This is a genomic window from Aminobacter sp. GW821-FHT11F06 (genome assembly GCF_058808215.1).
The window spans coordinates 118,198-144,066 of sequence record NZ_JBXARL010000003.1; the positions used below are offsets into that span (position 1 = coordinate 118,198).

The 25,869-nt window shown below is 63.0% G+C and carries 26 protein-coding genes; all 26 read right to left on the reverse strand.

Features of this window, described 5'->3' with window-relative positions:
• Positions 1-53 precede the first annotated feature (53 nt).
• Entirely contained in the window at positions 54-602 is a 549-nt protein-coding gene (locus AC1RTB_RS08495) for a hypothetical protein (RefSeq protein WP_492877977.1), read from the reverse strand.
• Positions 590-997, reverse strand: coding sequence for a hypothetical protein (locus tag AC1RTB_RS08500; RefSeq protein WP_492877975.1), 408 nt, complete (start codon positions 995-997; stop codon positions 590-592). Before AC1RTB_RS08500 ends, AC1RTB_RS08495 begins: the two co-directional genes overlap by 13 nt.
• 3 nt (positions 998-1,000) lie before the next feature.
• The gene (locus AC1RTB_RS08505) at positions 1,001-1,555 is read right to left on the reverse strand and encodes a rod-binding protein (RefSeq protein ID WP_492877974.1); all 555 of its coding nucleotides are present in this window, start codon (positions 1,553-1,555) and stop codon (positions 1,001-1,003) included.
• 64 nt (positions 1,556-1,619) lie between these two features.
• Positions 1,620-2,006, reverse strand: coding sequence for a hypothetical protein (locus tag AC1RTB_RS08510; protein WP_492877972.1), 387 nt, complete (start codon positions 2,004-2,006; stop codon positions 1,620-1,622).
• 2 nt (positions 2,007-2,008) lie between these two features.
• Positions 2,009-2,761: a flagellar biosynthetic protein FliR gene (gene fliR / locus AC1RTB_RS08515; RefSeq protein WP_492877970.1), complete on the reverse strand. Its 753-nt coding sequence runs from the start codon at positions 2,759-2,761 to the stop codon at positions 2,009-2,011.
• The gene (gene flhA / locus AC1RTB_RS08520; protein ID WP_492877968.1) at positions 2,758-4,848 is read right to left on the reverse strand and encodes a flagellar biosynthesis protein FlhA; all 2,091 of its coding nucleotides are present in this window, start codon (positions 4,846-4,848) and stop codon (positions 2,758-2,760) included. The genes fliR and flhA overlap by 4 nt, the downstream gene beginning before the upstream one ends.
• 1,172 nt (positions 4,849-6,020) lie before the next feature.
• Positions 6,021-7,664, reverse strand: coding sequence for an MFS transporter (locus tag AC1RTB_RS08525; RefSeq protein WP_492877966.1), 1,644 nt, complete (start codon positions 7,662-7,664; stop codon positions 6,021-6,023).
• A 173-nt stretch (positions 7,665-7,837) separates the two neighbouring features.
• Positions 7,838-8,104, reverse strand: a complete 267-nt coding sequence (fliQ, locus tag AC1RTB_RS08530) for a flagellar biosynthesis protein FliQ (protein WP_067958500.1) — start codon at positions 8,102-8,104, stop codon at positions 7,838-7,840.
• Positions 8,101-8,514, reverse strand: a complete 414-nt coding sequence (gene flgD, locus AC1RTB_RS08535) for a flagellar hook assembly protein FlgD (protein WP_492877965.1) — start codon at positions 8,512-8,514, stop codon at positions 8,101-8,103. Before flgD ends, fliQ begins: the two co-directional genes overlap by 4 nt.
• Positions 8,514-8,954, reverse strand: a complete 441-nt coding sequence (flbT, locus tag AC1RTB_RS08540) for a flagellar biosynthesis repressor FlbT (RefSeq protein WP_492877963.1) — start codon at positions 8,952-8,954, stop codon at positions 8,514-8,516. The genes flgD and flbT overlap by 1 nt, the downstream gene beginning before the upstream one ends.
• A complete protein-coding gene (gene flaF / locus AC1RTB_RS08545) occupies positions 8,951-9,298 on the reverse strand; it encodes a flagellar biosynthesis regulator FlaF (protein WP_492877961.1) in 348 nt (115 codons plus the stop codon). Before flaF ends, flbT begins: the two co-directional genes overlap by 4 nt.
• Before the next feature lie 25 nt (positions 9,299-9,323).
• The gene (locus AC1RTB_RS08550; RefSeq protein ID WP_492877959.1) at positions 9,324-10,367 is read right to left on the reverse strand and encodes a flagellar hook-associated family protein; all 1,044 of its coding nucleotides are present in this window, start codon (positions 10,365-10,367) and stop codon (positions 9,324-9,326) included.
• Between the two features lie 4 nt (positions 10,368-10,371).
• The gene (gene flgK, locus AC1RTB_RS08555) at positions 10,372-11,820 is read right to left on the reverse strand and encodes a flagellar hook-associated protein FlgK (RefSeq protein ID WP_492877958.1); all 1,449 of its coding nucleotides are present in this window, start codon (positions 11,818-11,820) and stop codon (positions 10,372-10,374) included.
• A gap of 34 nt (positions 11,821-11,854) precedes the next feature.
• Positions 11,855-13,135: a flagellar hook protein FlgE gene (locus AC1RTB_RS08560; protein ID WP_492877956.1), complete on the reverse strand. Its 1,281-nt coding sequence runs from the start codon at positions 13,133-13,135 to the stop codon at positions 11,855-11,857.
• Between the two features lie 64 nt (positions 13,136-13,199).
• Positions 13,200-13,868, reverse strand: coding sequence for a response regulator transcription factor (locus AC1RTB_RS08565; RefSeq protein ID WP_492878200.1), 669 nt, complete (start codon positions 13,866-13,868; stop codon positions 13,200-13,202).
• A gap of 215 nt (positions 13,869-14,083) precedes the next feature.
• Positions 14,084-14,674 (reverse strand): transglycosylase SLT domain-containing protein, encoded by a 591-nt coding sequence (locus tag AC1RTB_RS08570; protein WP_492877954.1) that lies wholly within the window; start codon positions 14,672-14,674, stop codon positions 14,084-14,086.
• Positions 14,604-15,896, reverse strand: coding sequence for a flagellar hook-length control protein FliK (gene fliK, locus AC1RTB_RS08575; RefSeq protein ID WP_492877952.1), 1,293 nt, complete (start codon positions 15,894-15,896; stop codon positions 14,604-14,606). Before fliK ends, AC1RTB_RS08570 begins: the two co-directional genes overlap by 71 nt.
• The gene (locus AC1RTB_RS08580; protein WP_492877950.1) at positions 15,893-17,227 is read right to left on the reverse strand and encodes a chemotaxis protein MotC; all 1,335 of its coding nucleotides are present in this window, start codon (positions 17,225-17,227) and stop codon (positions 15,893-15,895) included. Before AC1RTB_RS08580 ends, fliK begins: the two co-directional genes overlap by 4 nt.
• A complete protein-coding gene (locus AC1RTB_RS08585) occupies positions 17,224-18,492 on the reverse strand; it encodes a MotB family protein (protein ID WP_492877948.1) in 1,269 nt (422 codons plus the stop codon). The genes AC1RTB_RS08580 and AC1RTB_RS08585 overlap by 4 nt, the downstream gene beginning before the upstream one ends.
• A complete protein-coding gene (locus AC1RTB_RS08590; protein ID WP_492877946.1) occupies positions 18,489-19,109 on the reverse strand; it encodes a FliH/SctL family protein in 621 nt (206 codons plus the stop codon). The genes AC1RTB_RS08585 and AC1RTB_RS08590 overlap by 4 nt, the downstream gene beginning before the upstream one ends.
• A complete protein-coding gene (fliF, locus tag AC1RTB_RS08595; protein ID WP_492877945.1) occupies positions 19,109-20,749 on the reverse strand; it encodes a flagellar basal-body MS-ring/collar protein FliF in 1,641 nt (546 codons plus the stop codon). Before fliF ends, AC1RTB_RS08590 begins: the two co-directional genes overlap by 1 nt.
• A gap of 120 nt (positions 20,750-20,869) precedes the next feature.
• Complete coding sequence (locus AC1RTB_RS08600; RefSeq protein ID WP_492877944.1) at positions 20,870-21,862, reverse strand: flagellin N-terminal helical domain-containing protein; 993 nt, start codon at positions 21,860-21,862, stop codon at positions 20,870-20,872.
• 357 nt (positions 21,863-22,219) lie between these two features.
• On the reverse strand, positions 22,220-23,146 hold the full coding sequence (locus AC1RTB_RS08605) for a flagellin N-terminal helical domain-containing protein (protein ID WP_492877942.1): 927 nt from the start codon (positions 23,144-23,146) through the stop codon (positions 22,220-22,222).
• 286 nt (positions 23,147-23,432) lie between these two features.
• Entirely contained in the window at positions 23,433-24,362 is a 930-nt protein-coding gene (locus AC1RTB_RS08610; RefSeq protein ID WP_492877940.1) for a flagellin N-terminal helical domain-containing protein, read from the reverse strand.
• Positions 24,363-24,640: 278 nt separating this feature from the next.
• Positions 24,641-25,372, reverse strand: a complete 732-nt coding sequence (gene fliP, locus AC1RTB_RS08615; protein ID WP_492877938.1) for a flagellar type III secretion system pore protein FliP — start codon at positions 25,370-25,372, stop codon at positions 24,641-24,643.
• Positions 25,369-25,863, reverse strand: coding sequence for a flagellar basal body-associated FliL family protein (locus AC1RTB_RS08620; RefSeq protein ID WP_492877936.1), 495 nt, complete (start codon positions 25,861-25,863; stop codon positions 25,369-25,371). The genes fliP and AC1RTB_RS08620 overlap by 4 nt, the downstream gene beginning before the upstream one ends.
• Positions 25,864-25,869 lie beyond the last annotated feature (6 nt).

A 25,869-nucleotide genomic window follows, 5' to 3' on the forward strand; every position in this document is an offset into this window, starting at 1 on the left:
AATTGATGGAGGGCCAACCGGGCTGGCGACTGAGGCAGCCAAACAGCTGCCTGTCAGTGCGCCGAGACCGGGGCTGCTTCTGCCGGCTTTTCCGCTTCCCGAGCCGCAGCGTCAGCGGCAGCGGAGCGCTTGCGGACTGCGTTGTCGCGGACGTCGCCGGGGGTCAGGAAATCGATCTGCTCGACCATCACTTCATGCACCAGCTTTGAACCGATACGCGCATTGATGCTGTCGCGGATGCCGTTGCGAAAGGCGTCGAGGTCAAGCTTGTCGTACTGGGTGAAGTCGATCTGCGGGTTGCCGTAGAGATAAGAATAGACCTGATCGACGAGCAGCGCGTCCATCGGCACCGACATCTTGGCGACTTCCTTGGGCTCGACGGTGTAGACGAGGCGCGTGAGGAAATAGCCGTGCACGCGCTCGCCACCGAGCAACGGCACCGAGATCACATCAGTCTTGACGTAGTCGAGGCCGCCGAACATCGGCTGCTTCGCTTCATCTGCCGGCAGGTTGGCGGCGGCCTGGAACGAATAGAAGACCGCGCCGAGGGTCACGGCGACAATCCACAACGCCGCCGCGATGAACTTGATCACCGCGCCCATCCAAATTCGTTGGCCGAGTAGGTGCCGTCCGCTTCGGACCGCTGGATGGCGTCGCGGAGCAGGGCTGCGACTTCGCTGACCGCGCTGAGATGGGCGAGGATGGCACGCTCATTGGCGACCAGCTTCTCGCGCAGGCGCTCGACGCCGACCTTGAGTTCGCTCGGGAACTCGCCTTCGACCAGGCCCTTGGTGGCGCGGGTCAGCTCATAGAGATAGCGGCTCTTGCGCGCGTTCGACGCCTTGATGTCGAAGTGGATGTCGGTGCGGATCGCGGCCGTTTCTTCCACGACCGCATCTTCGATGCGGCTGATGATGGCCGCGACATTGCCCGGCCGCGCGCCGGTGTCGCTGAAATCGGCCGTTGCGGGAAGCCTGTGTTCGGAGAGATCCGACATATCTTATCCTCTACGATTGGTGTCAGTGACGGAGGTGGCATTGTCGCTTCCAAGCGACTGCACCATCTTCCGCTGCATTTCCTGGATGAGCGCAGTCGCCTGGCTCGTTTGCTCGTTGAGCGCGGCCTGATCGGGGCCGCCGGAGACGCCGCTTACGGGCACCGCCTTTTCGTTCTGGATGTAGTGGTCGCGCATCACCGCCTTGGCGATGCCGATGCCGCCGGCTTCGGCCGTCTGGTTGGCGAGATGCTCGGCCATCATCGACTTCCACATGTCGCCGGCCATGCCCTTGCCGTACACGCTCTCGGTGTTTTTCGGCATCATGTTCTGGATGAAGGTCTGCAGCACCATGGCCTCGAACTTCTTCATCGAAGCGTCGGGCGATGCCTTGTCGGGCTGGCGCGAGATGCCGCCGGTAACGCTGGCCTCGGTCAGCGAGAAGGTTCCGGCGGGACCCGCCGTACGGTTGGCGAGTGCCGTGCGCGCGGCCTGCATGCCGGCTGGATCGACAGCCTTGGCAACGTCCAGAACAATGTCGCTGGGTGGGGAGATGGCCAAAGCTGGCTCGCCTTTCCGGGGTTTGTGTTACCGCTGATTGTGGCGGGTCAAGCTTGTGGCAACCTTACTTGTCGTCATTGGGTTTTCTTTCGATGATTTCGAGCCGTTCGCGATCAGCACTGTCGCGCTCGTCCTGGCGCCGCACATCGCGATAGGCGCGCTCGACCATGTTGGTGCGGGCAGTGGCCGTGGCGATTTTTCCGACCTCGACATTGGCAAGGCCGAGATTGAGCTGCTGCCTGTCGATCGCCGCCGAGATGCGCCGGTGATAAAGCTCCGGAAACAGCTGCGACATGCCCTCGGTGCTGTCGAAGCTTCGCGCCAGCGCTGTCACCTCGGTTTCAGCGGCGATCGCCTGGGCGACAAAGCCGGCATGGCGCGTCTCATGCAGCGCCTTGAGCTGCTCTTGCACGACGACCAGTTTCTTCAGGCGATCCCTGCGCGAAGCCATGACTATCTCCCGACCGTGATGTCGACGAAGCCGTCGGCGAACAGGCTGAGCATGGTGGAGATGCCGAAATACATCAGGATCAGCCCGCCAGCGACGACGAAGGGCAATGAGATGAAGTAGACCGGGATCTGCGGCGTCAGCTTGTTTACGAAGCCGATCGTCAGGTTGACCAGGATCGCATAGGCGACGAACGGGCTGCCGAGCCTGAGCACCACCATGAAGCTTTCCGACAAAGTGTCGGTGACGTCGACAAGGGCGGCCTGCGGATTGAAGAACATGTTGACCGGCGCGACCTGGTAGGAGGCGACCAGCGCGCGGATGATCTCGTGGTGGAAATTGAAGGCGAAGAGCAGGATCAGCGCCGCGATCGAGATGATCGAGGCAAGCGGGGCCTGCGGCTCGTTTTCCTCGATGGCGTGGCCGCCGACGCCGCCGAAGCCGATCAGCATGGCGATGGCCGAACCCATGAACATCAGCGCCAGTATATAGAGCCTGGCCATCAGGCCGATGAGGCCGCCGATCAAAAGCTCGGAGGCGATCATCGGCATCAGCACGCCGGGGCGGGCATCGACGAAGGGAAATATCTGGTCCCACAGATGGACCAAAAGCCCGCCGGTGGCGGCGACCGCGACGAACAGCCTGACATGCATGGGCACGCGCACGCTCGAAATGCCGGGCATCAGCATGAAGCAACTGCCGATGCGACAGAAGGCGAGGAATCCCGCAAGGACGAAGCCTTGCGCTGCAGCATTCATGAGACGGTACCGAGCACGCGCAGTTCGACGCCCTTGGCGATCTCGACATGGCTGAGCACCGGCAGTGTCGGGAACAGCCTTTCGATGATCATGCGGACATAGGGCCGGGCGTCGGGTGCTGTGACGATGACGAAACGCTCTCCGGTCTCAAGATGCGTGCGGATCGCCTTGGATGCGTCCTGGCCGAACTCCTCGAGCTGGCGCGGGTCGATGTCGAACTCGCGTATGTCGCCCTTGGCGTCGCGCTTGAGGCTCTGGTGGAAGGCGAGGTCCCAGCGGTTGCCGAGACGCAGCACCTTGAGCACGCCGCCCTCGCTCAGATCGCCGCAGATCTGCTGCGCCATGCGGATGCGGACATGCTCGACGATCTGCTCGGTGCGGCGGACATGCGGCGAGATTTCGGCGATGGCCTCGATGATGAGGTGGAGATTGCGGATCGAGACGCGCTCGGCGAGCAGCAGCTTGAGCACCGCCTGCAGGCCCGGATAGGTGATGTGCGAGGTGCAGATCTCGTCGGCGAGCTTGCGGTATTCGGGGTCCTGGCGTTCGAGCAGTGCCTTCATGTCCTTGTAGGACAAAAGCTGCGGCAGGTTGTTGCGGATCACTTCGGACAGATGGGTGAGCAGCACCGACATGTTGTCGGCGAAGGTGAACTGCTCGCGCTTCAGATCTTCGGAGAAGGAATCGAGCACCGAAAACGCGCGCATGCCGAAGGCCGGCTCGCGCACTTCCTCGCCTGGAATGTCGGGCAGCTCGCGGGAGCCGAGCAGCACCATGATTTCGCCGACACGCATCTGGTATTCGGCGACGACGGTGCCGTGGATCTTGATCTGGTAGCTCTTGGGCGGGATCGAGAAGTCGTCGGTCATCCGCACTTCGGGAACGACGAAACCGTATTGGGTGGCGAACTTCTTGCGCATCTTCGCCATGCGGAAGGCAAGTTCCTGATGAGTGGCGAGCAGGCGTGTCGACAGCTGCTTGCCGATCAGAAGTTCGATCTCGGCGGTGGCGAGCGACGCCTTGACCGAGTTCTTTTCCTCTTCGACCTTGTCGGCTGCGACCTGGTCCCTTTCGGCGTCGGCTTCGGCTATGCGGCGGTTGTGGCGCATCGGGATGACATAACCGAGTGCTGCCATGCCGGCGGCCAGCGTGATGAACGGGAACATCGGCAGGCCCGGCATCAAGGCGAGCAGCAGCAGCAGGGAGGCGGCGACATAGAGTGCGCGCGGGTAGGCGCCGAGCTGGCCGAAAACGGCCTGGTTGGTCGAGCCGCGCGTGCCGCCCTTGGAGACGAGCAGGCCGGCGGCGAGCGAGACGATGAGGGCGGGGATCTGGGTGACCAGGCCGTCGCCGACCGACAGCTTGATGAACACGTCGGCGGCTTCGCCCATGCCCATGTCGTGGCGGAAATAGCCGATCGCGATGCCACCGACGATGTTGATGGCGGTGATCATCAGGCCGGCGATGGCATCGCCACGGACGAATTTCGAAGCACCGTCCATCGAGCCGAAGAAGGAGCTTTCCTCTTCCAGTTCGCGGCGGCGCAGCTGGGCTGTCTTGTCGTCGATCATGCCGGCCGACAGGTCGGCGTCGATCGACATCTGCTTGCCGGGGATGGCGTCGAGGGTGAAGCGCGCGCCGACTTCGGCGATACGCGTCGCACCTTTGGTGATGACGATGAAGTTCACCACGATGAGGATCAAGAACACGATCAGGCCGATGACGAAATCGCCGGACATGACCAGGTTCGAGAAGCCCGAGATGACGTAGCCGGCGGCGTGCGTGCCCTCGTTGCCATGCGACAGGATCATGCGCGTGGTGGCGATGTTGAGCGACAGGCGCAGCATCGTGGCGATCAGCAGGATCGTGGGGAAGGACGAGAAGTCGAGCGGGCGCTGGATCCACAGCGCGACCATCAGGATCAGCACAGAAATGGCGATGGAAAAGGCGAGACCGACGTCGATCAGGAAAGCCGGGATCGGCAGGAACAGCACGACCAGGATAACCATGATGCCGAGCGCGAAGAAGATGTCGCGTCCGCTCTTGTTTGCCGTGTCCGCGCCTGAAATGGTTTCGCTGATCGCCATTGATGCTTCCGATCGAATCCCGCCGCGAGCCAATGCCACGACCCGACGACCCTATTGCGCCAAGCTTGCGCGAGGGTGGGAGGGAGGAGATGAGGAGGAGCCACCGCTATTGCCCTACGTTGCCCCCCTCTGGCCTGCCGGCCATCTCCCCCTCAGGTGGGGAGATCAGCCTTCACCGCGACTTTCGCGAGCCTTCAACGCCGCAAAATGGGCGAGGCGCCGAAGCTGCTAATCTCCCCACCTGAGGGGGAGATGGCCGGCAGGCCAGAGGGGGGCAACGTAGAGCGCGACCTCGGGGGCTAACAGACTTCTTCACCGCCACGCCCCGTTTCCGGTCTGGCTATTGTCAAAGAGCCCTCCCTTGATGGGGAGGTAGTTCGGGAAGCGGGGCGCGAGGCCGTGCCGTCCGATAGTTAGTATGTGGCGCGAACCTCGCGCCCCGCCCGGTGTTCTTGCCCCGCTCAGTCGCCTCAACGCTTTCGCGCCGCCAGCCGCCGCAGGGCCCGGGCTTGGGGGCTCATCACCCAGTGGGAGAACCGACCTCCCACCAGCCCGGCACCGGCGCTTCCCCCCGAGCCCGGTGCGCACCGGGGTCCCATGGAAGATCGCGAGGTTGATGATACGGGAGGTGGAGAGGGCGTGGAGAAACGGGGTGGTTTCTCCACGGTGATTGCTGACAGAGGGTGACAACTAAGCGTAGCTGCTCGCGGGTTCTGGACCGCTGCGGCAGTTGCCACTTCACGGCATGGATCCCCGGGCCTCCGCTACGTCGCTTCGCTCCTGCTCCGCCCGAGGATGACGAAGGCGCATAGGCTGTCGGCTAATCTCCAAGGTTGGGTGATGGCAGGCTTCCAGGTTGGCACTGGCAGGAAATTTTGGGCAACTGCAGAGCAATACGGGAACAACTGCCGGAAGCTTTTTGCCAATCGCTGACGTCGACGATTAGCTGCGAGCCCCCATGCCTTCGTCATCCTCGGGCGGAGCAGGAGCGAAGCGACGTGCGCAGTCCCGGGGATCCATGCCGTGACCGTCCAGCCTAGCTGACGGCTAAGAAAAATCGCAACTATCGCGATCCTTCGCACAATTTCGTATCGAAAATCTGCTGACCGTGGAAAACCTTTCCACGGTCAGGGGGCATGTGCCCGGCCGGTTCGGGCCCAATGCTTCCACCCTCAATGCAGCTCGATGTGGCCCTTGTGGGTGCCGAGGGCTGCGGCGAGGCTGGTGGGGCGCTCGATGAGGCGGTGGACGCGCGGGGGCTGGGCGCCGCTGTGCAGCGCCCTGAGCTTGTCGCCGATGACGGCGTCGGCGTGGGTGGCGCGCTGGTTGTGGCGGATATATTCGAGCCAGGTCGGGGTGTGGTAGCTCTCGACCCAGATCTCGGGGTTTTCCAGGTCGCGCGACAGTGTCCAGTTGCGGGCGCCGTCGCGGCGGCGGACACGGCGCCGTTCGGTCATGGCGTCGAGGAAGGCGCTGACGTCTTCCTCGCGGATGATGAACTCGATGGTGATGACGATGGGGCCGCTGCGCGGCCGGACGTCGAGCGCCAGATGCGGCTCGCGAAAGCGGTTGAGCGGGTCGAGGTTGAGGGCGGTATGCTCGGGCAGCGGCAGCAGCAGGCCGATCGCAGCACCGACAAGCATGACGATGCCGGCGGCGATGAGCGCGGTCGCGGGGCCGTTGCTTTCGGAGACGAGACCCCAGACCCAGCTGCCGAGCGCCATGCCGCCGAATGTCGCCATCTGGTAGATCGACAGCGCGCGTCCGACGACCCAGCGCGGCGTCGACATCTGCACGGTGATGTTGAAATGCGAAAGCGCCAGCACCCAGCAGGCACCGCCGATGAGCAGGCCTCCGCTGGTCATCCAGGCGTTGGAACTCCACGCGGCGATCCAGCTGCACAGCGCAAATCCGATGAAGGCCGAACGCACGATGGCCTCGCTCGACATGCTGCGGCGGATGCGGCCGGAAATCAGCGCGCCGCCGACAGCACCGATGCCGAAGGCGCCGAGCATGACACCGTAGGTGAGTGGCCCGCCGGCGACGAGGTCGCGAGCGACGAGCGGCAAAAGCGCCTGGATGGCGACGGCGGTGAAGCCGAAGGCGAAGCTGCGCAGAAGCACCTTGCCGATGTTGGGCGACATGGCGACATAACGCAGGCCAGCCCCCATGGCCTGACCGAGCGTTTCGCGCGGCAGCGGGTTTGCCGGATATTGCGGGCGCCAGCGAAACAGCACGAAGATGATCGCGAAATAGCTCAGCGTGTTGACGGCGAACGCGGCGGCGGCACCGGCGGTGGCGACGATGATGCCGCCGATGGCCGGGCCGACGCTGCGCGTCATGTTGAAGCCCATGGAATTGAGCGCCACCGCGGCCGGCATGACCGTGCGAGGCACCATGTCGCCGACAGAAGCCTGCCAGGACGGATTGTTGAGGGCCGTGCCGCAACCGATGAGGAAGGTGAAGGCGAGCAGCAGCCAGGGCGTGATCACACCGAGATAGGCGGCGAGCGTCAGCAGCGCGGAGACGGCAAACATGAAGCATTGCGCCGTCAGCATGACGCGGCGGCGATCGTAGCTGTCGGCGAGCGCGCCCGACGCCAGTGAAAACAGCATGATCGGCAGCGATATCGAGGCCTGGACCAGCGCCACCATGTCGGAGGAGGTGGCGATCGAGGTCATCAGCCAGGCGGCGCCGACTGACTGGATCAGGCTGCCGAAATTCGACGCAAGGCTGGCGAACCAGACGGAGCGGAAAATGCCGTGCTTGAACGGCGCAAGTGCTGAGCCCTGCTCGTACTGGTGGTCGTCGTCCATGCGTTGATGCCGGCCGGGCCGGGTGCCCTTGTGTGAATCGTTGTTAGACGACTAGACCATGATCGGAGGGCGGGGTGAACCCATTTGTATGGAGGTGGCATGGGCCAGCAGCGGCATGGCGGCGGTCCACAGCCGGATTCAGGTGAGGCCGGACTGCAAATGCTGGCTTTTGGTCAGAAGCCGTTTTCGATGCGCTCGAAGATGACGTTGGTGAAGCTCGAAATCTGGGCGCCGATGAACGGGCCGGTGAGCGCCACCACCAGGAAAATGGCGACGATCTTGGGCACGAAGGTGAGCGTGATTTCCTGGATCTGGGTCAGCGCCTGGATGAGCGCGATGCCGACGCCGACCAGCATGGCCGCGGCAACCGCGGGCGCTGAGGCGGTCAGCACGGTCCAGATGGCGAACTGGACCAGGTCGAGCGCGTCGGCTTCGTTCACGCGGCCGACGCCTTGACGGTGACGCCGGGGGCCATGGTGACCTGCTTGCCGTCGGTGAGCACGGCAATGACGCCGTCCTTGGCGAGACGCACTTCGGCGACCTGGCCTGATGTCTTGCCATCGGCCGAGGTGACCGTGCGCCCGATCAGCGCGTCGGCCTGGGCAAGCGCGGATGACTGCAGGATCTGGTCGAGCCGCGAATTCATCTGCACCGACTGCTCGACCTGGGAGAAGGTGGCGAGCTGGGCGACGTATTCGGTCGAGTCCATCGGCTTGGTCGGGTCCTGGTTCTTCATCTGCGCCATCAGCAGCTTGAGGAAGGACTGGTAGTCGACGGAGGCCTTGGCGCCGGCCGACTTGGTGCCGGTGTTGGCGCCGACGGGTGGGGTGGTGCTGAAATCAATGGGCATCAGAAAGTGCCTCCGGCGGCGATCGCGCGTTCGGCCGGCTGCTGATCGTTGCCGGCCATGGCGCGCTGTTCGAGGGGGTAGAGGGAGCGGAGCGTCTTCAACGCCTCGTAGACATGGTCTTCGGAGACGAGGCGGTCGATGTGCTTGAGGCTCGAAAGGATCTCGGGATTGTCGAAGGTGGCGAGCAGAAGCGGCAGCGAGCGGCGGAACATGTCGCGCGCTTCGACGGCTCCTTGGGGATCGACAAGCATGACCTGCAGGATGAAATAGAGCTGGCGCAGAGGCGTCGAGGCCTGCTCGGGCTGCAGCACGTGGCTTTCGAGCAGGAACTGCGCGTCGTTGAGCAGCTCGAGCGAAGCCTTCCGGTCAATGCGGATGACGGCGCCGTTGATGTAGATCTTTTCGTTGGCCTTCAGCGAGATCTTCAGCGTGTTTTTCATTGGATGCCGTCGCGGATGATCTGCGAGACCTCGATCAGGCCTTCGAAGTTGTCGGTGCGGCCCTGGCGGATGTCTTCGCACTCGCGCAGCAGCCACAGGCCGATGGAGATGAGGTTGGCGCGCAGCTCCTTGGGGAGGGCGTTTTCGGGGCTGCCGAGGTCATCCATCAGCGACGTCCACACGCGGTTGGTGAACATCAGCGCGTCGATGGCTTCCCTGGAATTGGGCCCGACTTCGCTCGCCTTGGTCAGAAGGTCGATCGAACGGCTGAGCAACTGGCGTTCGCGATCCTTGGCGTCGGCGACAGAGTCATCCTGGATGTCGGCATAGGAGAATTGATACATATGCGTCCCGTTGGTTGCCGTCAGGTCAGAGATATTTCATCAGGCTAAGCTGCTGAATGCTTGCCGTAATGGCGTAGGATCTTTCGATTTGCGTTCTGAGGGCGCTGACACGGGTCGCCGCCTCGGCTTCATCGACCGCCTCGGTCTTGCGGATGTAGGTCACGAACAGGTCCTGCTGCATTTTCATGCGGTCGGTGGCGCTATTGACGCGCTGTTCGATGATGCCGGTCTTCGCTTCCAGCTGGCCGATGTCGCTGACAGCCGTGCCGATGGTCGAGAGGCTACGGGTGACGAGCGCCGCACGAGCCTCGTTGCCGATATTGGAGTCGAACAGGTCGCTCATGACCACCGAAACCATCGCGACCTTGCGGATGCCCATTTCGTTGGCGCTGACCGAAGCTTCGGTCGTTTCGCTCAAGGTGATGCGGCTGGTGATGCCCTGATCGGTGGCTTTCGACCACGTGCCCTGCCAGCCGGCGCCGAGGAACATCGGCTCCACAACGTCGGTCATGAACTCATTCATCTTGGCCGCGGTGATGTTTTTGGCTTGAGGATCGTTCTTGTCGAAGGTGAAAAATGCGCTGAAAGCGGTATCGAACGCCGCCTTGGCCGGCGAACCGGGCTTGAAGTCGTTGAACGGCTTTGCGTCGGTGTTGGTGCCGGCAAACAGATATTCGCCGTTGAAGCTTGTGTTGAGCACGTCGGTTATGGTGTCGAGCGTAGCGCGCGCGGTCGCTTGCGTTGATGCGTAGCCGGCGTCGCCGGAGGCGCTGGTCGTCAGGCTGGCAAGCAGGGCCTGGGCTGATTTGCCGATCTGCTTCAGCGACTCCTGCGTCTGCTTCAGGCGCGAGGACACCAGGGCGTTGGAATCGACGATGCCGTCGATACGGTCGTGATCTCGGTTCAAGGCGATCGATTGGGCGGTGCGGGCGCCAAGCGCCAGCCCCCGGTCGGCGACGAGGCCGGTGATGGCCTCCTTCTGCGCGTTGATGAGCTGCGATTGCTGGCGCATCATCGAATAACGCAGGGCGTTGGTGACGGCCGAAGTGGAAACGAAGGTGGTTTTCATTGCGCTACCTCACCGCTGCCATCAGGGCACTCAGCATGTCGTCGACCGCCTTCAAGAGCCTTGCTGAGGCCTGGTAGGCGTGCTCGAGTTCGAGCATCAGCGACATCTCGATGTCGACATTGACGCCCGTTTCGTTTGACAACGCTTCACCCGTTCGTGCGGCGAGCGCTTCTTTGGTCTGGCTCGCGCTGTCGGCCTGCTTGCGCATGCCTTCCAACCAGCCGATCGAGTTGGCGGTGAAGCTGCTGAGGCTCGAATTGGCAGTGATGCCGGCTGCCGGATCGAAGGTCATGGGCTCGTTGACGCGGTTGCCGTAGGAAATCAGCAGATCGGCGTAAGACGCGTTGTCGAGCGGGTTCTTGTCGTAGGGCGCGCCGTTGATGCCGCCGTCGCGCAGAAGCTTCGGATCGCCACCGACGGTCGGGTCGACCGCGGGATTGATCTTGATCGAGCGGGCGAGACCATGTTCCAGCGCGCCGGGGACATTCGGGCCGCCAGACCAGGTGAACAGGCCCGCCTTGTCGGCGAGGCCGGGAGCCGTCTCGCGAAATGCGGTGATCAGGCCCCGCGCGGTCTCGTCGAGCTGGGCCTGCATGGTGACGGTGACGTTGTCGCGCAACTGGATCAGGCCGGCGAGCTTGCCCGCCGCATCGGTGTTGGCGCCGGTACCCGGCTGGATCGGCACGCCGTCGATGAATATCTGCTTGCCGGTCATGCCGGCGGCAAAACTTGTCGACTGCTCGAAGGTGACAGCGCGCGGGATCGTCTCGAACAGCGTCGCGCCGGAGGCCGTGGTGATGACCATGTCGTTGTCGCCACGCTTGAAGGTCGAGATCGGCACGATCTCGGAAATCTTCTTCAAGATGGCGTCGCGCTGGTCGAGCGAATCGTTGATGTCGCTTCCAGACCGCGTGCCGGTCATGATGACCTTGTTGGCCTTCTCGAAGTCGGCCAGCAAGGTGTTGAGGTCATTGACCGAGTTGGCGATTTCGCCGTCCGCCTCGGCGCGGATCCTCTGGATAGCGTCGGTGCCCTCGTTGAGGGAACGCACAACCTGGCGGGCGGCGTCGATCGCCACCGTGCCGAGGTTCTGGTTGGACGGGGAAGCCGCGTAAAACTCAAGCGCCTTCTGGAACTTGCCAAGGGCGGTTGCCGGCGAGCTGCTGCTATCGGAGCCGTTGACGTCGAGGGCCAGCTTTTGCAGGCCCTCGAGCAGCGTGTTTTGGCCGGAGAAATCGGCCAGAGCGGAAAGGTTTTGGCGAAACAGCAGTTCGTTGGTCGCCCGCTGGATCTCGATCACGCGCGCACCGGGACCGGTGCTGGCAAGCACCGCGGTGCGGCGCGCGTAATCAGGGTTCGATGCATCCGCGACGTTGCGGGAAACAGTGCTGGTCTGTCGCGACGTGTTGCGAAGCGCAGATTGGGCGATGCTAAGGGCAGACGACAAGGACATGCTGAATCTTTCGCGGACTGAGGCCCGTCAATACCTATCTCTTGAGGTTGACGAGGATATCCATGAGGTCCGCTCCGGTTTGGAAGACCTTGGAATTGGCGGTGTAATTGCGCTGGGACTCGATCATGGCGGTGAGTTCCTCAGCGATATCGACATTGGAGTTCTCGACTGCGCCGGAGACCATCTTGCCGCGTCCGCCTGCGTCGGCGAAGCCGATCTGGACATCGCCCGAGTCAGCGCCTTGCGAGAAGACGTTGCCCGACTTCTGGATCAGCCGGTCAGGGCTCGCCACGTCGGCCAGCGGGATCTTGAACAGCGGCTTCATCGAGCCGTCGGCGTATTGGGCGTACATGGTGCCGTCGGTGTCGAACTGGACGCGCTCGATCGTGCTCGGACCGTTACCGTCCGTCACAGCCTTGGTGACCGTGTAAGGCGAGGCGAGCTGGGTCATCTTCGACATGTCGAGGGTCATCGGCGCGCCACCGGGCACGGTGAACGTCAGAATGGATGGGTCCACCGCCGGTGGCGCCGCCGGTGGGACCAGTTTGCCTGTGGTGCCGTCGAATGTGAGGGTGGAATTGGAGAGCAGACCGCCAGCGGCGTAGGGGAACGATGTCGTGCCCGTTGCTGCTTTCGACTGGTCGAATACGGCTACATCCCAAGTATTGGCGCCTGTCTTGGTGTAGTAGACGTCGAGAATCTTCTTGGCGCCGAGATTGTCGTAGACCACCATCGACGATTTCGCGGTGTAGGTCGCGCCTGCGGTGTTGCCGCTCGGCAAGGGCGGAGCCACGACAGCCGCGTCGCTCGGCAGGTTGGCAGTGAAGATGCCGTTCTTGGTTGGAAGCGCGGTCAGTTCCGTGGCGGAAATCTGGACCGGCACAAGGCCTTCAAAGCCGTTGGCCGTGGCAGCCGGAACGCCGTTGGCGTAGCTGTAGCCCATCAGCTGGTAGCCGGCGGAATTGATCAGGCGGCCCTGGCCGTCGGGCACAAACGAGCCGGCGCGGGTCAGGAAAGGCGAGCCGGACGCGTCGCGGACAACAAAGAAGCCGTTGCCATCGACAGCAAGGTCGGTGGTCGAAGTTGTGTACTGCAGCGCGCCCTGCTTGCTGATCGAGTTCAGCACATTGGTGGTGACGCCGCCGGAATTGTAGCTGCCGGGCGTGCTGGGCAGGACCAGCGACGAGAATTCGGTGTAGGCGCGCTTGTAGCCGGTCGTGCTCGAATTCGCGATGTTGTCGGCGACCGTCGACAGCCGGTTTGCCTGGGCAGCCATGCCCGAAACGCCGGTTCGCATCATTCCGTAAAGGCTCATCGATGGTCTCCTCAAATCTCATGCCACGATAGGAAGCTACGCGGCATGTCTTGCGCGAGGCTGATCAGACGACCAGCCGGTAACCGAGGAAGCGCTTGGAATCGATCGGATCGTGGCCAAGGCGTTCGCGCAGCTTCTTGCGCAGCTTGCTGATGTGGCTTTCGACGACATTTTCTTCGACTTCTTCGTCGAACACGCCGTAGATCGCGTTGAAGACTTGAGTCTTGGTGACGCGACGGCCGCTGTTGCTTGCCAAATATTCCAGGATGCGGCGTTCGCGGCGCGGCAGCGGCATCGGCTCGCCGTGGATCTCGGGGTCACGGCCATCCATGAAGATGCGCATGGCGCCGATCTCGGCGAAGCCGGTGTCTTCCTGGGCGCGGCGACGGATCGCCGAGATGCGTGCCAGAATCTCGCGGATATGGACCGGCTTGCGAATGACGTCATCGACGCCGGATTCGAAAAGCTTGAGCGTGTTTTCGAGATTGTTCTGCTCACTGAGTGCGATGACGGGTGCCTTGGTGCGGTCGCGCAGCTGGCGAGGAGAAATCGAACCCGCGTTGCAATCGCCGATGAGGAAGGCGCGAACCGAGCGCAGATCCTCTTCGGGAGCGCTGGTGACCCATTCGCCGAATTCGCCCGAGCGGAAACCCGCGCAAGCCACACCTTCTCGATCGAAAAGTGAATTATATCCTTTGGTGACGAGCTCTCGCTCGTCGACAACAACAATCATCGGCCCCGCCTTCCGAATCAGAAATAAATGCCCCGTTAACCAATCGGTAATGGGTCGAGACGAAGGCGACCAATCGCGAATTCTTGCCGCTATTTTTTGGGGAGTCTGGAATCGCATGGGTTGCACCGGCTGCACGACATGCGTGCACCCTGATTCAGCCCTTCGATAACGGCGGATGTCTCGGCCCGTGGCCGGTTCAATATGGCGCGGGACGCCTAGGGGTTGCAGAAATTCCGCGCATTGTCGGTCCAGCGGCCGAAGCCGGTGGCGACCATGTTGGTGATGACGCGGCAGACATAACGCTTCTGGGCGGGGTCGTTATTTGGGCCCGCGTGATAGCGGGCGACGGCCATCGACCAGGACTCGTGGCGACCGTGAAGGCTGACCAGAAAGCGCGCGGCGTAGTCGACATTGCGACGGGGGTCGAGCATGTCGCGCACCGAACGGAACTCGGCCGCGTGATAGCGGTGGTTTATCTGCATGCAGCCGAGATCGATCAAGGTCTTGCCTTCGCTGCGGGCTGCCTCGAAGGCTGCAAGGGCCTCCGTTTCGCTTTTTGGAAAGACGGCTTTTCCTTCTATATTCAATGCGTTGGGTTGAAGGCTACCCTTCTTGCCGGTCTCCGTCAGGCCGACTGCATAAAGGATGCCGACCGGCACGCCATAGCGGTCTGCGGCGCGCAGAATCTCCGGCTCGCAAGGATTTGCAGCGGCCACGGCCAGGCCAGTTGCAGCACTAGATATAGCGGCTGCTGCCAGGACGATCAGCGCGAGGCGACGAGATGTTGTGTACGTTGCCGTCTTCATTTGCCGATCTCCTGCCAGGACGTCCATTGCCTGAATTGCCGCCCTCGCTACCTGTTCCGTCCGACTGGAAGGACTGTTGGTCGCGGCCACTGGCGCCTCCGGATGGAGCACCACCGTCACTGCGTGATTGCCCCGATTGAGGCTGAAGGATGGTGACGCGATCGACATCGAATCCGAGGCCGCGCAGCGCTGTATTGATCGCTTCGCGGTCGGCTGAAAGCCGGTGATAGGCCTCGGCGTTTTCAACTTCGATTTCAACCGAAAGTTGCGCTCCGGTGAGGTGAAGATTGGCTGTCACCATGCCCAATTCGACCGGGCGCAGCTGGATCTTGAGGACCTGTGCCGCAGGCGCATTTGTGGCGCTTGCCTGGAGCTGCTGGACCGCGCTTGCGGCGGCGCTGTGGCGCGGCGCGTCGGAGGCGATGGCAAGGGCGAGCGCGCCTGCCGTGCTGTTGGCACCCGAGCTGGCAGGAGCGGGGATCGATTGCTCGGAAATGATGCTGACGCGGCTTGTGGCGGTCGGCTGCTCGGCCTGTTTCGACGGTGCCTGACGTGCCGGTTTGTCGGCTTCGGATGCGGCAGCGCCGGTGCTTGCAGTGGCCGGGGTGGCGGACTGGGCCGTGGCCGGTGCCTCAGACATGGGGGCCATTCCGGGCGGCAACGCCGATCCGGCGGAAGTGGCACGCGCCGAGGCGTTGCTCATGACCAGCGCCGAACGCTCGGCGTCCGGCACATCGCCGGAAATGTTGGGCTGTGCGGTGACATCGCCCGCCTGGGCGTCTGCCACATCGGCGAGGCCTGCATTGGCCGGCTGGCTTGTCGCTTTTCGCAATTCGCTCAAGGCAAGCACCAGCGGCAAGGCCGCATCGGTCGATGTATCGGTCTTGGCGACGTCCTTGGCCGATGCATCGGGGAGTTCAGCACCTTCGGCTTGCTCGGCTTCCGCCGATGTCCCGGTGGTGGCCGGATCGGCTTCGTCCTTGGCATCGGCAATTCGCGGATCACGCGCGGCGAGCCGTGCTGCGAGCTTGTGCAGCCCCTTTTCGCGCGGGGCGTCCGGGTCGGCAGCCTGCTCCTTCGACTGCTGTTCGCCCTTTTGCGGCGACATCAAAGTGCGGCCGAAATCGGTCTGCTCGTCATTGCCTGCGGGGGCGTTGCGGTCTGCTGCCGATGGATGTCTGGCGGGCGGGCTCACCAGCGCAGCGCTAATGCCGTCGGTCATTTGGGGGAGCCTCCGAGAAGTTCGTCAATGGATTCGAGCGTACGGCGCGCTTCGATGATTTTTGGGTCTTCAGGCTCGGCGGGATCGGGCTTGGTCAATGGCACGATCCGCGGGGCTGCGGCGATCGCCGGCTCCTGGAGCGTCGTCATTGGCTGTGCCGCTGGGGCGGATGCCTCGACGGCGTCGGGAACCATCGGATCGGCGGCGGGCGATGCGATGTCGAGCGGTGCTGGTGGCAGATCCGCGATGTCGACCGGTTTCGTCTTGCTTTCTGGCGAGGCCGGCACCGCCGAGGTTATTTCGGAGGCGACCGCCTCAACGGCGTCGAGCAAGGCACGGTCGCCCTTGGACAGCTTGTCGCGGTCAATGCCGCCAAGCTTGCCCAGCATGTCGGCCGGGGTGCCGGAGGTGACGGCTGAAAGCCCGGAATAGAGCTTGGCGCGCGGGTCGGGGTCGCTGTGCTGGCCGTCGCGGCGTTGTTCGGCCTTGGCGGACGCAAAGGTGGAGAGATCGGTGAGGCCGTCGATCGCGGCACGTCGGGCGATGCGGAGATAGACGACCCTTTCCTGCTCGGCGTCCATCATCGCGGTGATCTCGGCGAGCGCATCGAGATTGACCGAGGCGTGAAGGGTGACGACGCCAGCAACGAAAGCGTCGGCGAACTGGCTTGCATAAGGCGAGCGCAGATAGCTGCGGACATATTGGGTCGAGGCGCGCAGGAAGCGGCCGCCGTCCTCGATCCGGCTGGCAAGCGCCACCGAACGGCGCAGTGCTGCTTCCTCAACGAGCGTGCCCGGGCTCAAAAGGCGAGCCTGGTCGAACAGCTTCATCGCCTTTTCGGGCTCGTCGGCGATGCTGACCGAACCCTTGACCAGGGCGAGGAAGGCGCCCAGCTCGGAGATCTGCGTCAGCGGATCGATCGAGGCAAGCGCGTCGATCGCGCCCTTCGGCTTGCCCCTGAGATAGTCGATGATGCCTTGCGCGAGCGTGCGGTCAGCCTCTTCGAGGGTGAGCCGCGACAATACCTGTTCGATGGTCAGCGGGTTGCCGCCGCTCATGGCGTAGATCAGCAGGGCGCGGAAATTCTTGGGGTCCTTGAAGGCGGCAGGACTGGCCGTGCGCATGCGCTCGTCGGTCATTTCGAGCAGCCGGCGCTGCAGCGGCAGCGAAGCCTGGTCGCCGCCGGCTATGCGGTCCTGCAACAGCTGCAGGCAGCGCACGAGCTGGTAGGGCTCAAGTGCCGGCGCTTCGCTGGCCATGGCGCGTCCTGGCACGCCCGCAACCAGAAGGGCGATGAGGGCAGCACCTGAAAGGGTCGCCGCGAGCCTCATTGAGGCTTCTCCAGCAGGATTTCGATGCGCCGGTTGGTGGCCGAAAAGGGCTCGGCCGTGTCCTTCAGCTTGCGGTCGGCGAAGCCGGCGACCTCGACGATGCGCTTCTCGTCGAGCCCGGCGCGGGCCAGCATGTAATAGGCCGAATGGGCGCGCGCGGTGGACAGGCGCCAGTTGTCATAGCCGCCGCCGCGGAACGGCCTGGCATCGGTGTGGCCGTTGATCGAGACCTGGCCTTCGTGGGTCGAGATGGTCTTGGCGATCTTTTCCATGGCAAGCACCAGCTGCTTGCGCGGCACGGCGGAGCCGATCTCGAACATGCCGAAATTGAACTGCTCGGTAACCGAGATGACCACGCCCTTGTCGGTGGCGACAACCGAGACGCCGTCGGGCAGGTTTGGGCCCGACTTGATGGCCTCGGCGAGTTCGCGCCTGATGGCGTCGGCGTCCTTGATGGTGTCCTTGCTCGGCGCATCGTCCTTGGGCTTCGGCTTCTCGGACATCGCCTGGGCTTCGGCTGCCTCCGATTTGGGGGCGTCGCCGGGCTTTACGCTTTGACGTGCGGTCGCAGCGGCGGTCGGCGTTGGCTCCGAATGATCGGAACGCTCGGTCTTGTCGCCGGGCTTGGGTTTCTCGCCTTCGATCGCGGCGCGTTCGGCGCTGGCCTCGGCTGCTGGCGTGGCAACCTGCTCGGTCCAGAAATCTGGCGCGAAGGGATCGCGATAGGCTTCGCCGCCATTGGCCCCGCTCGATGGCCCGGCATTCTGCGCGCCGCCGTCACCGCGCTCGGAGACATTGGCCTTGGCGCCGGTCTCCTGGGCGATTTCAGCGAGAACGGCGTATGGGTCGTTGAAGAGGTGCTCGTCGGAACGCTTGGCGGAATCGGCGGAGTCGGCCGAATTCTTTTCGGTCGACGGTCCGGCATTGCCGCGGCCTTCGGTGCCGGCCTTGCCTGAGGATTCCTGCGGGGTCTCGGCGGTCAGGCCAACGGAGTTGGGACCGTCACCAAGGTCTTCGAGACCCTTGCGACTGGCGTTGCGGTCGACAAGCTTGACCGGGTTGAAGTAGCTCGCGACAGCGGCCTTGGTCTGCTCGTTGGCGGCACTGATCAGCCACATGACCAGGAAGAAGCACATCATCGCCGTCATGAAATCGGCGAAGGCGATTTTCCAGGCACCGCCGTGATGGCCTTCATCGGGATCGACATGGGCACGCCGGACGATGATGATCTCGTGGCGCGGCTCGCTGCCGTCGGCGGCAGTCATGGCAAGGTCTCGGAAAGGGCCGAAGACCATTCGCCGAGACGGGTCTCAAACAGGTTGTCGTCGATCGCGACGCTGAGATCGAAGCCGACAGCCTCGATGAAGTCGACATTGGCGGCGCGCTCGCCCAGAGCCGTGGCCAGCGCGTCGAACAGGAACTGCGGGCCGCTGACCCTGATGCGCACCGCCTCGCGGTCGGCGCAGGCTGATATGACGGCCTTGGCCAAGGCATCGATGGAGCGGTTGCGGATATCGTCGCTGACAAGGCCGGCGACAATGCGGGCGGCGGCATCGGTGGCGAGGTGGACGAGCAGCGTCTCCATCTCGCCGATGCGCATGGCGATGGCAGCACCTGCATCGGCACCGAAGCGGGCGCCGAGCTCGGCGATCTCGCTGGCATGGCGCTGACGCTCGGCTTCAAGGACTGCCTCATGCTCGGCGCCCAGGCGCGTGGCCAACTCGGCCTCGGCGTGGGCGACTGCCTCGGCGACGATCGCGGGGATGTCCGGATCGGGCACGGCCTTGGGGTAAGAATTTGCGACCGGTGTCTCGAGGTCGGGCTCGTTGGGGGCCAACGGCGCGAAATCGGTCAGCCTTTCGAAAAGCGCTGCAATCGACATCAGGCGGCAACCTCCTTGGCAGCCCATTTGCGCAGGATCAAAGCGGTGCGCTCTTCATTGATGTCGACCATACGGGCGAGACGGTCCTGCGGGGCGGGACGCAGCTTGTTGCGCAGATCGTCCATGGCATGCGGCCGCTGGTCGGCAAGGGCGGCAGCCTCCTCCCCGTCATAGGAACCCATACCTTCCGGTGTCGGCAGCGAACGCTGCACTTCATCGAAGCTCGGCCCGGCGATGGTCGCCGTGGCGGGCCCGGAAAGTGCCGCCGCCATCGGCCGCAAGCCGAAGAAGGCAACGAGGAAGACAACGACGATAAAGGCCGCGGCGTTGATCAGCGTGCCGGCGTGCTGGCCGACGGAAGCGAGGACGCCGGGGCTTGCGATCGCTTCGCCGTCGAGGCCGTCGATGAACTCGACCGCCGAGACGTTGATCAGGTCGCCGCGCTTTTCGTCGAAGCCGGTGGCCGAAGTCACCATCTTCTGGATGTCGGCGACACGGGCGGCGATGGCTTCAGGCGTCGCGTCCTTGCCGAGGATGGCGGCCAGGCGCTGCTGGTTGACGACGACGGCGATCGACATCTTGGTCACCGAATAGCCATTCGAGACGGTGGCGATACGCTTGGAGTTCATCTCGTAGTTGGTGATCTCTTCCTTGCGGTCGCTCTTTGAATTCGACTGCGGGCCGTCAGTTGCGGCGGCGGCGGCGTCGGGCAGGTTCTGTTCGACGGTAGCAGGGGTGGACGACTGCTTCTGGTTGCTGTTTTCGTTGGCACGAACGACCTGAACGGAGCGTTCGACGCGCGACTCCGGATCGAAGATCGTCTCTTCGGTCTGACTCGTATCGGTGTTGACGTCGGCCTTGACGCTGGCGCGGAAATTGTCGGGCCCAAGATAGGCTGCCAGTGCGCGGCGGATGTTGTCTTCGATCTGGGTCTCGACGGTACGCTCGACGCCGATGGAGCGGGCAGCACTCGAATTGCTGGGGTCATCGCCGGCCGCAAGCAGATTGCCGCTCGAATCAAGCACTGTCACGCGTTCGGCGTCGAGGCCGGGCACGGCGGCGGCGACGAGATGGCGGATCGACATCGCGCTCTTTTCGGCGTCGAGGCTGGAGGCGCGGATGACCACCGAGGCGGTTGGTTTCTGCTCGTCGCGGCGGAAGTTGGCGCGCTCGGACATGACGATGTGGACGCGGGCCGCCTTGATGCCGGAGATCGACTGGATGGTGCGGGCGATCTCGCCTTCCAATGCGCGCACGCGGGTGACCTGCTGCATGAAGGAGGTGAGGCCGAGCGAGCCGACATTGTCGAACAGCTCGTAGCCGGCGTTGGCGCTGGTTGGCAGGCCCTTTTCGGCAAGCAGCATGCGTGCCTGCGAGGTCTTGCCGGCGGGAACCAGTACAGTGGTACCGTCGGAGGCGACGTCGAAGCCGATGCCAGCCTCGCCGAGCACCATGCCGATCTGGTTCACGTCGGAGCGCTCAAGCCCGACGTAAAGCGTCTCGTAGGCCGGACGGTTGAGATAGATGGACGCCACGCCGATGACGGCGAGGACCAGCGCTGCGATGCCAGCCAAGATGGCGAGCCGGCGTGGGCCGAAACTCCTGAGATTGGCGACTATGCTCTGTAACTGTTCAGGCACGTGCGTAGGTTCCCCGCAAAACTATCCGGCAGACCCTAGACCTCGAAGCTTGTGCGAAAATGATTTGGGCCGCGCGATGCGCGGCCCATGGCAATTTGAATGAGACCAACAGGGCGTAGATCAGCCCTTGAACAGCGCCAGGATGCTTTGCGAGTTCGAGTTGGCAATCGACAGAGCCTGGATGCCGAGCTGCTGCTGGACCTGAAGCGCCTGCAGACGGGTCGATTCCTTGTTCATGTCGGCATCAACGAGCTGGCCGACACCACGGTCGATGGAGTCCATCAGCTTGGATGTGAAATCCTTCTGCATGTCGATGCGCGACTTGGAGGCGCCGAGTTCGGAGGCGGCATCCGCCATGCTGGCAAGCGCCTTTTCGACATCGGTCAGCAGGGCATCGAATTGCTGCGACTCGGTCGGGGCGGCGATGACGGCGTCCGCGGCGTCACGGGCTTTCACGCCAGTCAGGTCGGTCACATTGATGTTGAAGATGGAGATGTCGGATGCATGCCCCTTCTTGTCGAGGATGCCGTCCGATGTCCCAGTGTTGGTGTCGATCAGCCGAATGTTCGTCAGCGCAATATCGATGGTGCCGGTCGAAACAGCGCCGCTCGCATTGCGGTTATAGGACGAGATGATGCTGAAGAAGTTGCTTTCGGCAACGGGAGGGGTGCCCGTAGGATTAGCCGTATCCTTCGAAGAATCGGTCTTGAGCAGATTGGTACCGGCGTAGTTGGCGCCGCTGATGCTATCCTTGAGCTGGTCGACATACGTATTGATCTCGCTCTGGATCTTGGCCCGGTCCTCAGGGCCAGCATTCTTAGCCAGCACCAGGTTCTTCTTGATCTTGTCGACGACGGTGAGGGCGTTGTTCATGGCAGTGTAGGCAGTATCAACCTTGCCGCTGCCGAGGCCGAGCGAATCCTGCACCACCGAGTTGACGTTGTTGTCGGAGCGCATGGTCGTTGCGATCGACCAGTATGCGGCGTTGTCAGATGCCTCGGCGACGCGGAAGCCGGTCGAAATGCGTGCCTGCGTGGTCTGCAGCGCCTTGTTGGTGGCGCTGAGGCTCTGGAGTGCCGTCATCGCCGAAGCGTTGGTCATAATACTGGACATCGATAAAGCCCCCTCTGTCAAAACCGCGCCGCTGAGTGCGGCTGTGGACCGGTAGCGGATGCAGTTCGTTGCGCCTGTCGCAGTCGAACCGCATGGCAATTGGTTAACCATAACTAGATGTTCATGGTTAACAGCGGATTAAGCGCGTCAAGCGAAGGCGAGTTTGATCGGCCCGGTGACGCAGGGGGGTACCTATGCGGAAGGTGGCTTGCGCCAGGCTCGTCTCATGGGGCGTGCGGTGTTGCAAAAACGAAATCGGGCCGCACCTTTGGGGTGCGGCCCGTTCTTGCGGAAAGTGCCTGAGACGGCTCTTAGCTGCTATTCCGAAGATCAAAGCTGATCTTCGTCGACGTCCGATTAGCCGCGGAAGAGCGACGTGATCGACTGGGTGTTGGAGTTGGCGATCGACAGAGCCTGGATACCGAGCTGCTGCTGAACCTGAAGGGCCTGCAGACGGGTCGATTCCTTGTTCATGTCAGCGTCAACGAGCGTGCCGACGCCGCGGTCGATCGAGTCGCTCAGCTTGGACACGAAGTCCTTCTGCATGTCGATGCGCGACTTGGCAGCACCGAGTTCGGCAGCGCCGGTCGCCATCGAGCCGAGAGCCTTTTCGATGTCGGTCATCAGGTTGTCGAACTGCGCCGATTCGGTCGCGCCGGTCACGCCTGTGAGAGTCGAAACGGAGAGGTTGAGGATCGACTTGGTCGAAGCGGCGCCGGCAACATCCAGGAGACCGGTCGGCGTTCCAGCCACGTCGATCAGGCGGGTCTTGCTGAAGTCGACGTCGACGGTGCCAGTCGTAACCGCGCCAGCTGAATCACGATTGTACGATGAGATGACGCTGAGCTTCGTCGCGGTCGTGCTGCCCGAATCGGTCTTGAGCAGGTTCGAACCAGCATAGTTGGCGCCGTTGATGTTGTCCTTGAGCTGCGCCTGGTAGGTGGCGATTTCAGCCTGGATCTTGGCGCGGTCCTCGGTGCCGGCGGTCTTGGCCAGCAGCACCTTTTCCTTGATCTTGTCGACGACTTCGATCGCCTTGTTCATCGCGGTGTAGGCGGTATCGACCTTGCCGGCGCCGAGGCCGAGCGCGTCCTGCACGACCGAATTGGCCTTGTTGTCCGAGCGCATGGTGGTGGCGATCGACCAGTAAGCGGCGTTGTCGGACGCTTCGCCGACGCGGAAGCCGGTTGCAATGCGCGACTGGGTGGTGGCGAGGTTCTTGTTGGTTGCAGCAAGGGTCTGCAGCGCGGTCATTGCCGACGCATTGGTGTTGATGCTGGACATGGGAATAACGCCCCTAAAAATGCGAATGGTACAGGGACATACCGGATCGGCCGGTATGGCGGAGAGGCATCATGCCAATGAGCGCTTCAACGAAGGTCACCCGCCATGCCGGGCAATCTGGCGGATAGTTCCTACCAAAGGTCTAAGCGGTATGGTTAATTCGCGTTAACCTGCTGATTTCTTTCGGATTTGTTGCCGCCTATGAGGGCGGGGTCGGCAAAGCGTAAAAACGCAAACGGGCCGCGCACAAGGCGCGGCCCAATCTTCGTAGTGCCAGTGACGGTTATTAGCCGCGGAAGAGCGACGTGATCGACTGGGTGTTGGAGTTGGCGATCGACAGAGCCTGGATACCGAGCTGCTGCTGAACCTGAAGGGCCTGCAGACGGGTCGATTCCTTGTTCATGTCAGCGTCAACGAGCGTGCCGACGCCGCGGTCGATCGAGTCGCTCAGCTTGGACACGAAGTCCTTCTGCATGTCGATGCGCGACTTGGCAGCACCGAGTTCGGCAGCGCCGGTCGCCATCGAGCTGAGTGCCTTTTCGACGTTGGTCAAGAGATTGTCGAAGTCAGTACCGTCGAGGCTCGCCGCGGTGACGTCCAAGGTCAGGACCGAGACGGTGACGGCGCCAGCGCCGGTCGTTGCGGTTTCCTTGTCAAGAATGCCGTCTTTGGTAGCTGCGACAGTATTTATCAGGCGAACGTTGCCCAGGCCGACGTCGATCGTGCCGGTCGTAACCTTGCCGGTGGAATCGCGGTTGTAGGACGTGATGACGCTGAGGCTGGTCGGATCGGCTGCGGCCGAGCCGGTCCTGAGCAGGTTCGAACCGGCATAGTTGGCGCCGGCGATGTTGTCCTTGAGCTGCGCCTGATAGGTAGCGATTTCGCTCTGGATCTTCTTGCGGTCCTCGGTGCCGGCGGTCTTGGCCAGCAGCACCTTTTCCTTGATCTTGTCGACGACTTCGAGCGACTTGTTCATCGCGGTGTAGGCGGTATCGACCTTGCCAGCGCCGAGGCCGAGCGCGTCCTGCACGACCGAATTGGCCTTGTTGTCCGAGCGCATGGTGGTGGCGATCGACCAGTAAGCGGCGTTGTCGGACGCTTCGCCGACGCGGAAGCCGGTTGCAATGCGCGACTGGGTGGTGGCGAGGTTCTTGTTGGTTGCAGCAAGGGTCTGCAGCGCGGTCATTGCCGACGCATTGGTGTTGATGCTGGACATGGGAATAACGCCCCTAAAAATGCGAATGGTACAGGGACATACCGGATCGGCCGGTATGGCGGAGAGGCATCATGCCAATGAGCGCTTCTTGGGAAGGTCACCCGCCATGCCGGGCAACCTGGCGGATAGTTCCTACCAAAGGTCTAAGCAGTATGGTTAATGCGCATTAACCTGCTGATTTCTCTTGAAATAGTGTGTCGCGAATACGCAAACGCCCGCGATGGCGGGCGTTTGCGGGATCGTGCCTCTTTGCGCGCTCGGATCGGACGCGCGGTGATCTAGGTGAATGATCGTACCAGCGAGCCGACGAGCAGGTTCCAGCCGTCGATGAGCACGAAGAACAATATCTTGAATGGCAGCGACACCACCGTGGGCGGCAGCATCATCATGCCCATGGCCATGGTGATGGTGGCAACGATCAGGTCGATGACGAGGAAGGGCAGGACGATCAGGAAGCCGATCTCGAAGCCGCGGCGGATCTCCGAGATCATGAAGGCCGGAACCAGGATGCGCAGGTCGACCTTGTCTTCGGACACGGTCTGGCCGCGTTCGCGGGCGAGATCGGCGAACAGGTTGAAGTCCTTGTCGCGGACGTTGCGCATCATGAAGGTGCGGAACGGATCGGCAATGCGCTCGACGGCTTCGGTCTGGGTGATCTTGTTGTCCATCAGCGGCTTGACGCCGTTGCTCCAGGCCTGATCGAAGGTCGGCGCCATGACGTAGAAGGTCATGAACAGCGACAGCGAAATGAGGATCAGGTTGGCGGGCGTCGACTGCAGGCCGATGCCGGTGCGCAGGATCGAAAACGCGATGATGAAGCGGGTGAAGCTCGTCACCATGATCAGCAGGCCCGGCGCGACCGACAAGACGGTCAGCAGGCCGAACATCTGGATGATGTAGCCGATGGTGGCGCCGTCGGTATTGCCCAGCGCGCTCAGGTCGAGCTGCTGCGCGCTTGCAGGCAGGGCGGTGCCCGCGAGGATGGCTGCGGTGACCAGGAGTTTTTTCATTCAAACAGCAACGTTCTGATCAGCACTTCCTTGACGTGACCGTCGCTGCGGATGGCGGCGCGTTCGTCGAGGTCGGTCTTGAGATGGCGGAAAGCGCTGGCGCCCTGGACCTGATGGATCCTCAGCGTGCGCACGAAGGCGAGCAGGTCCTGATGGACGCGTTCGGCGAGGTCGGGCGGCTGCGGCGCGTCGAGCACCAGCGAGACCTCAAGCCGCACCCACATGGTGTCGGGCGCGGCAAGGTTCGCGGTGATGGTGGGCAGCTGCACCAACGTGCCGGCAGCTGCCGGATCGCTGCCGTCCTTGGCGGGCGCATGCGGTTTGGCCGTCTCAGCCGCCACCTGTTCGGCCGGCTTGGCTTCGCCCTTGAGGTAGCCGCCGGACAGCCAGCCCATGCCGATGGCCGCCGAGGTCATCATCAGCAGGATGCCGACCTGGATGACCAGTGACGGGCCGGGTTTTGCTGCGGGGGGCTGTTCTACTGCTGACATGACCGA

Bases quoted from the DNA above. Each gene is read 5' to 3' on its own strand.
- AC1RTB_RS08620 (WP_492877936.1), bottom strand. From the start codon at position 25,863: ATGTCAGCAGTAGAACAGCCCCCCGCAGCAAAACCCGGCCCGTCACTG.
- AC1RTB_RS08510 (WP_492877972.1), bottom strand. From the start codon at position 2,006: ATGGCTTCGCGCAGGGATCGCCTGAAGAAACTGGTCGTCGTGCAAGAG.
- flgD (WP_492877965.1), bottom strand. From the start codon at position 8,514: ATGCCCATTGATTTCAGCACCACCCCACCCGTCGGCGCCAACACCGGC.
- AC1RTB_RS08590 (WP_492877946.1), bottom strand. From the start codon at position 19,109: ATGTCGATTGCAGCGCTTTTCGAAAGGCTGACCGATTTCGCGCCGTTG.
- AC1RTB_RS08585 (WP_492877948.1), bottom strand. From the start codon at position 18,492: ATGACTGCCGCCGACGGCAGCGAGCCGCGCCACGAGATCATCATCGTC.
- AC1RTB_RS08550 (WP_492877959.1), bottom strand. From the start codon at position 10,367: ATGAAAACCACCTTCGTTTCCACTTCGGCCGTCACCAACGCCCTGCGT.
- AC1RTB_RS08600 (WP_492877944.1), bottom strand. From the start codon at position 21,862: ATGTCCAGTATTATGACCAACGCTTCGGCGATGACGGCACTCCAGAGC.
- fliK (WP_492877952.1), bottom strand. From the start codon at position 15,896: ATGACCGACGGCATTAGCGCTGCGCTGGTGAGCCCGCCCGCCAGACAT.
- fliP (WP_492877938.1), bottom strand. From the start codon at position 25,372: ATGAAAAAACTCCTGGTCACCGCAGCCATCCTCGCGGGCACCGCCCTG.
- AC1RTB_RS08570 (WP_492877954.1), bottom strand. From the start codon at position 14,674: ATGAAGACGGCAACGTACACAACATCTCGTCGCCTCGCGCTGATCGTC.
- flgK (WP_492877958.1), bottom strand. From the start codon at position 11,820: ATGTCCTTGTCGTCTGCCCTTAGCATCGCCCAATCTGCGCTTCGCAAC.
- AC1RTB_RS08495 (WP_492877977.1), bottom strand. From the start codon at position 602: ATGGGCGCGGTGATCAAGTTCATCGCGGCGGCGTTGTGGATTGTCGCC.
- AC1RTB_RS08605 (WP_492877942.1), bottom strand. From the start codon at position 23,146: ATGTCCAGCATCAACACCAATGCGTCGGCAATGACCGCGCTGCAGACC.
- flbT (WP_492877963.1), bottom strand. From the start codon at position 8,954: ATGAAAAACACGCTGAAGATCTCGCTGAAGGCCAACGAAAAGATCTAC.
- AC1RTB_RS08610 (WP_492877940.1), bottom strand. From the start codon at position 24,362: ATGTCCAGCATCAACACCAATGCGTCGGCAATGACCGCGCTGCAGACC.
- flhA (WP_492877968.1), bottom strand. From the start codon at position 4,848: ATGGCGATCAGCGAAACCATTTCAGGCGCGGACACGGCAAACAAGAGC.
- flaF (WP_492877961.1), bottom strand. From the start codon at position 9,298: ATGTATCAATTCTCCTATGCCGACATCCAGGATGACTCTGTCGCCGAC.
- AC1RTB_RS08525 (WP_492877966.1), bottom strand. From the start codon at position 7,664: ATGGACGACGACCACCAGTACGAGCAGGGCTCAGCACTTGCGCCGTTC.
- AC1RTB_RS08565 (WP_492878200.1), bottom strand. From the start codon at position 13,868: ATGATTGTTGTTGTCGACGAGCGAGAGCTCGTCACCAAAGGATATAAT.
- AC1RTB_RS08580 (WP_492877950.1), bottom strand. From the start codon at position 17,227: ATGAGGCTCGCGGCGACCCTTTCAGGTGCTGCCCTCATCGCCCTTCTG.
- fliR (WP_492877970.1), bottom strand. From the start codon at position 2,761: ATGAATGCTGCAGCGCAAGGCTTCGTCCTTGCGGGATTCCTCGCCTTC.
- AC1RTB_RS08560 (WP_492877956.1), bottom strand. From the start codon at position 13,135: ATGAGCCTTTACGGAATGATGCGAACCGGCGTTTCGGGCATGGCTGCC.
- AC1RTB_RS08500 (WP_492877975.1), bottom strand. From the start codon at position 997: ATGTCGGATCTCTCCGAACACAGGCTTCCCGCAACGGCCGATTTCAGC.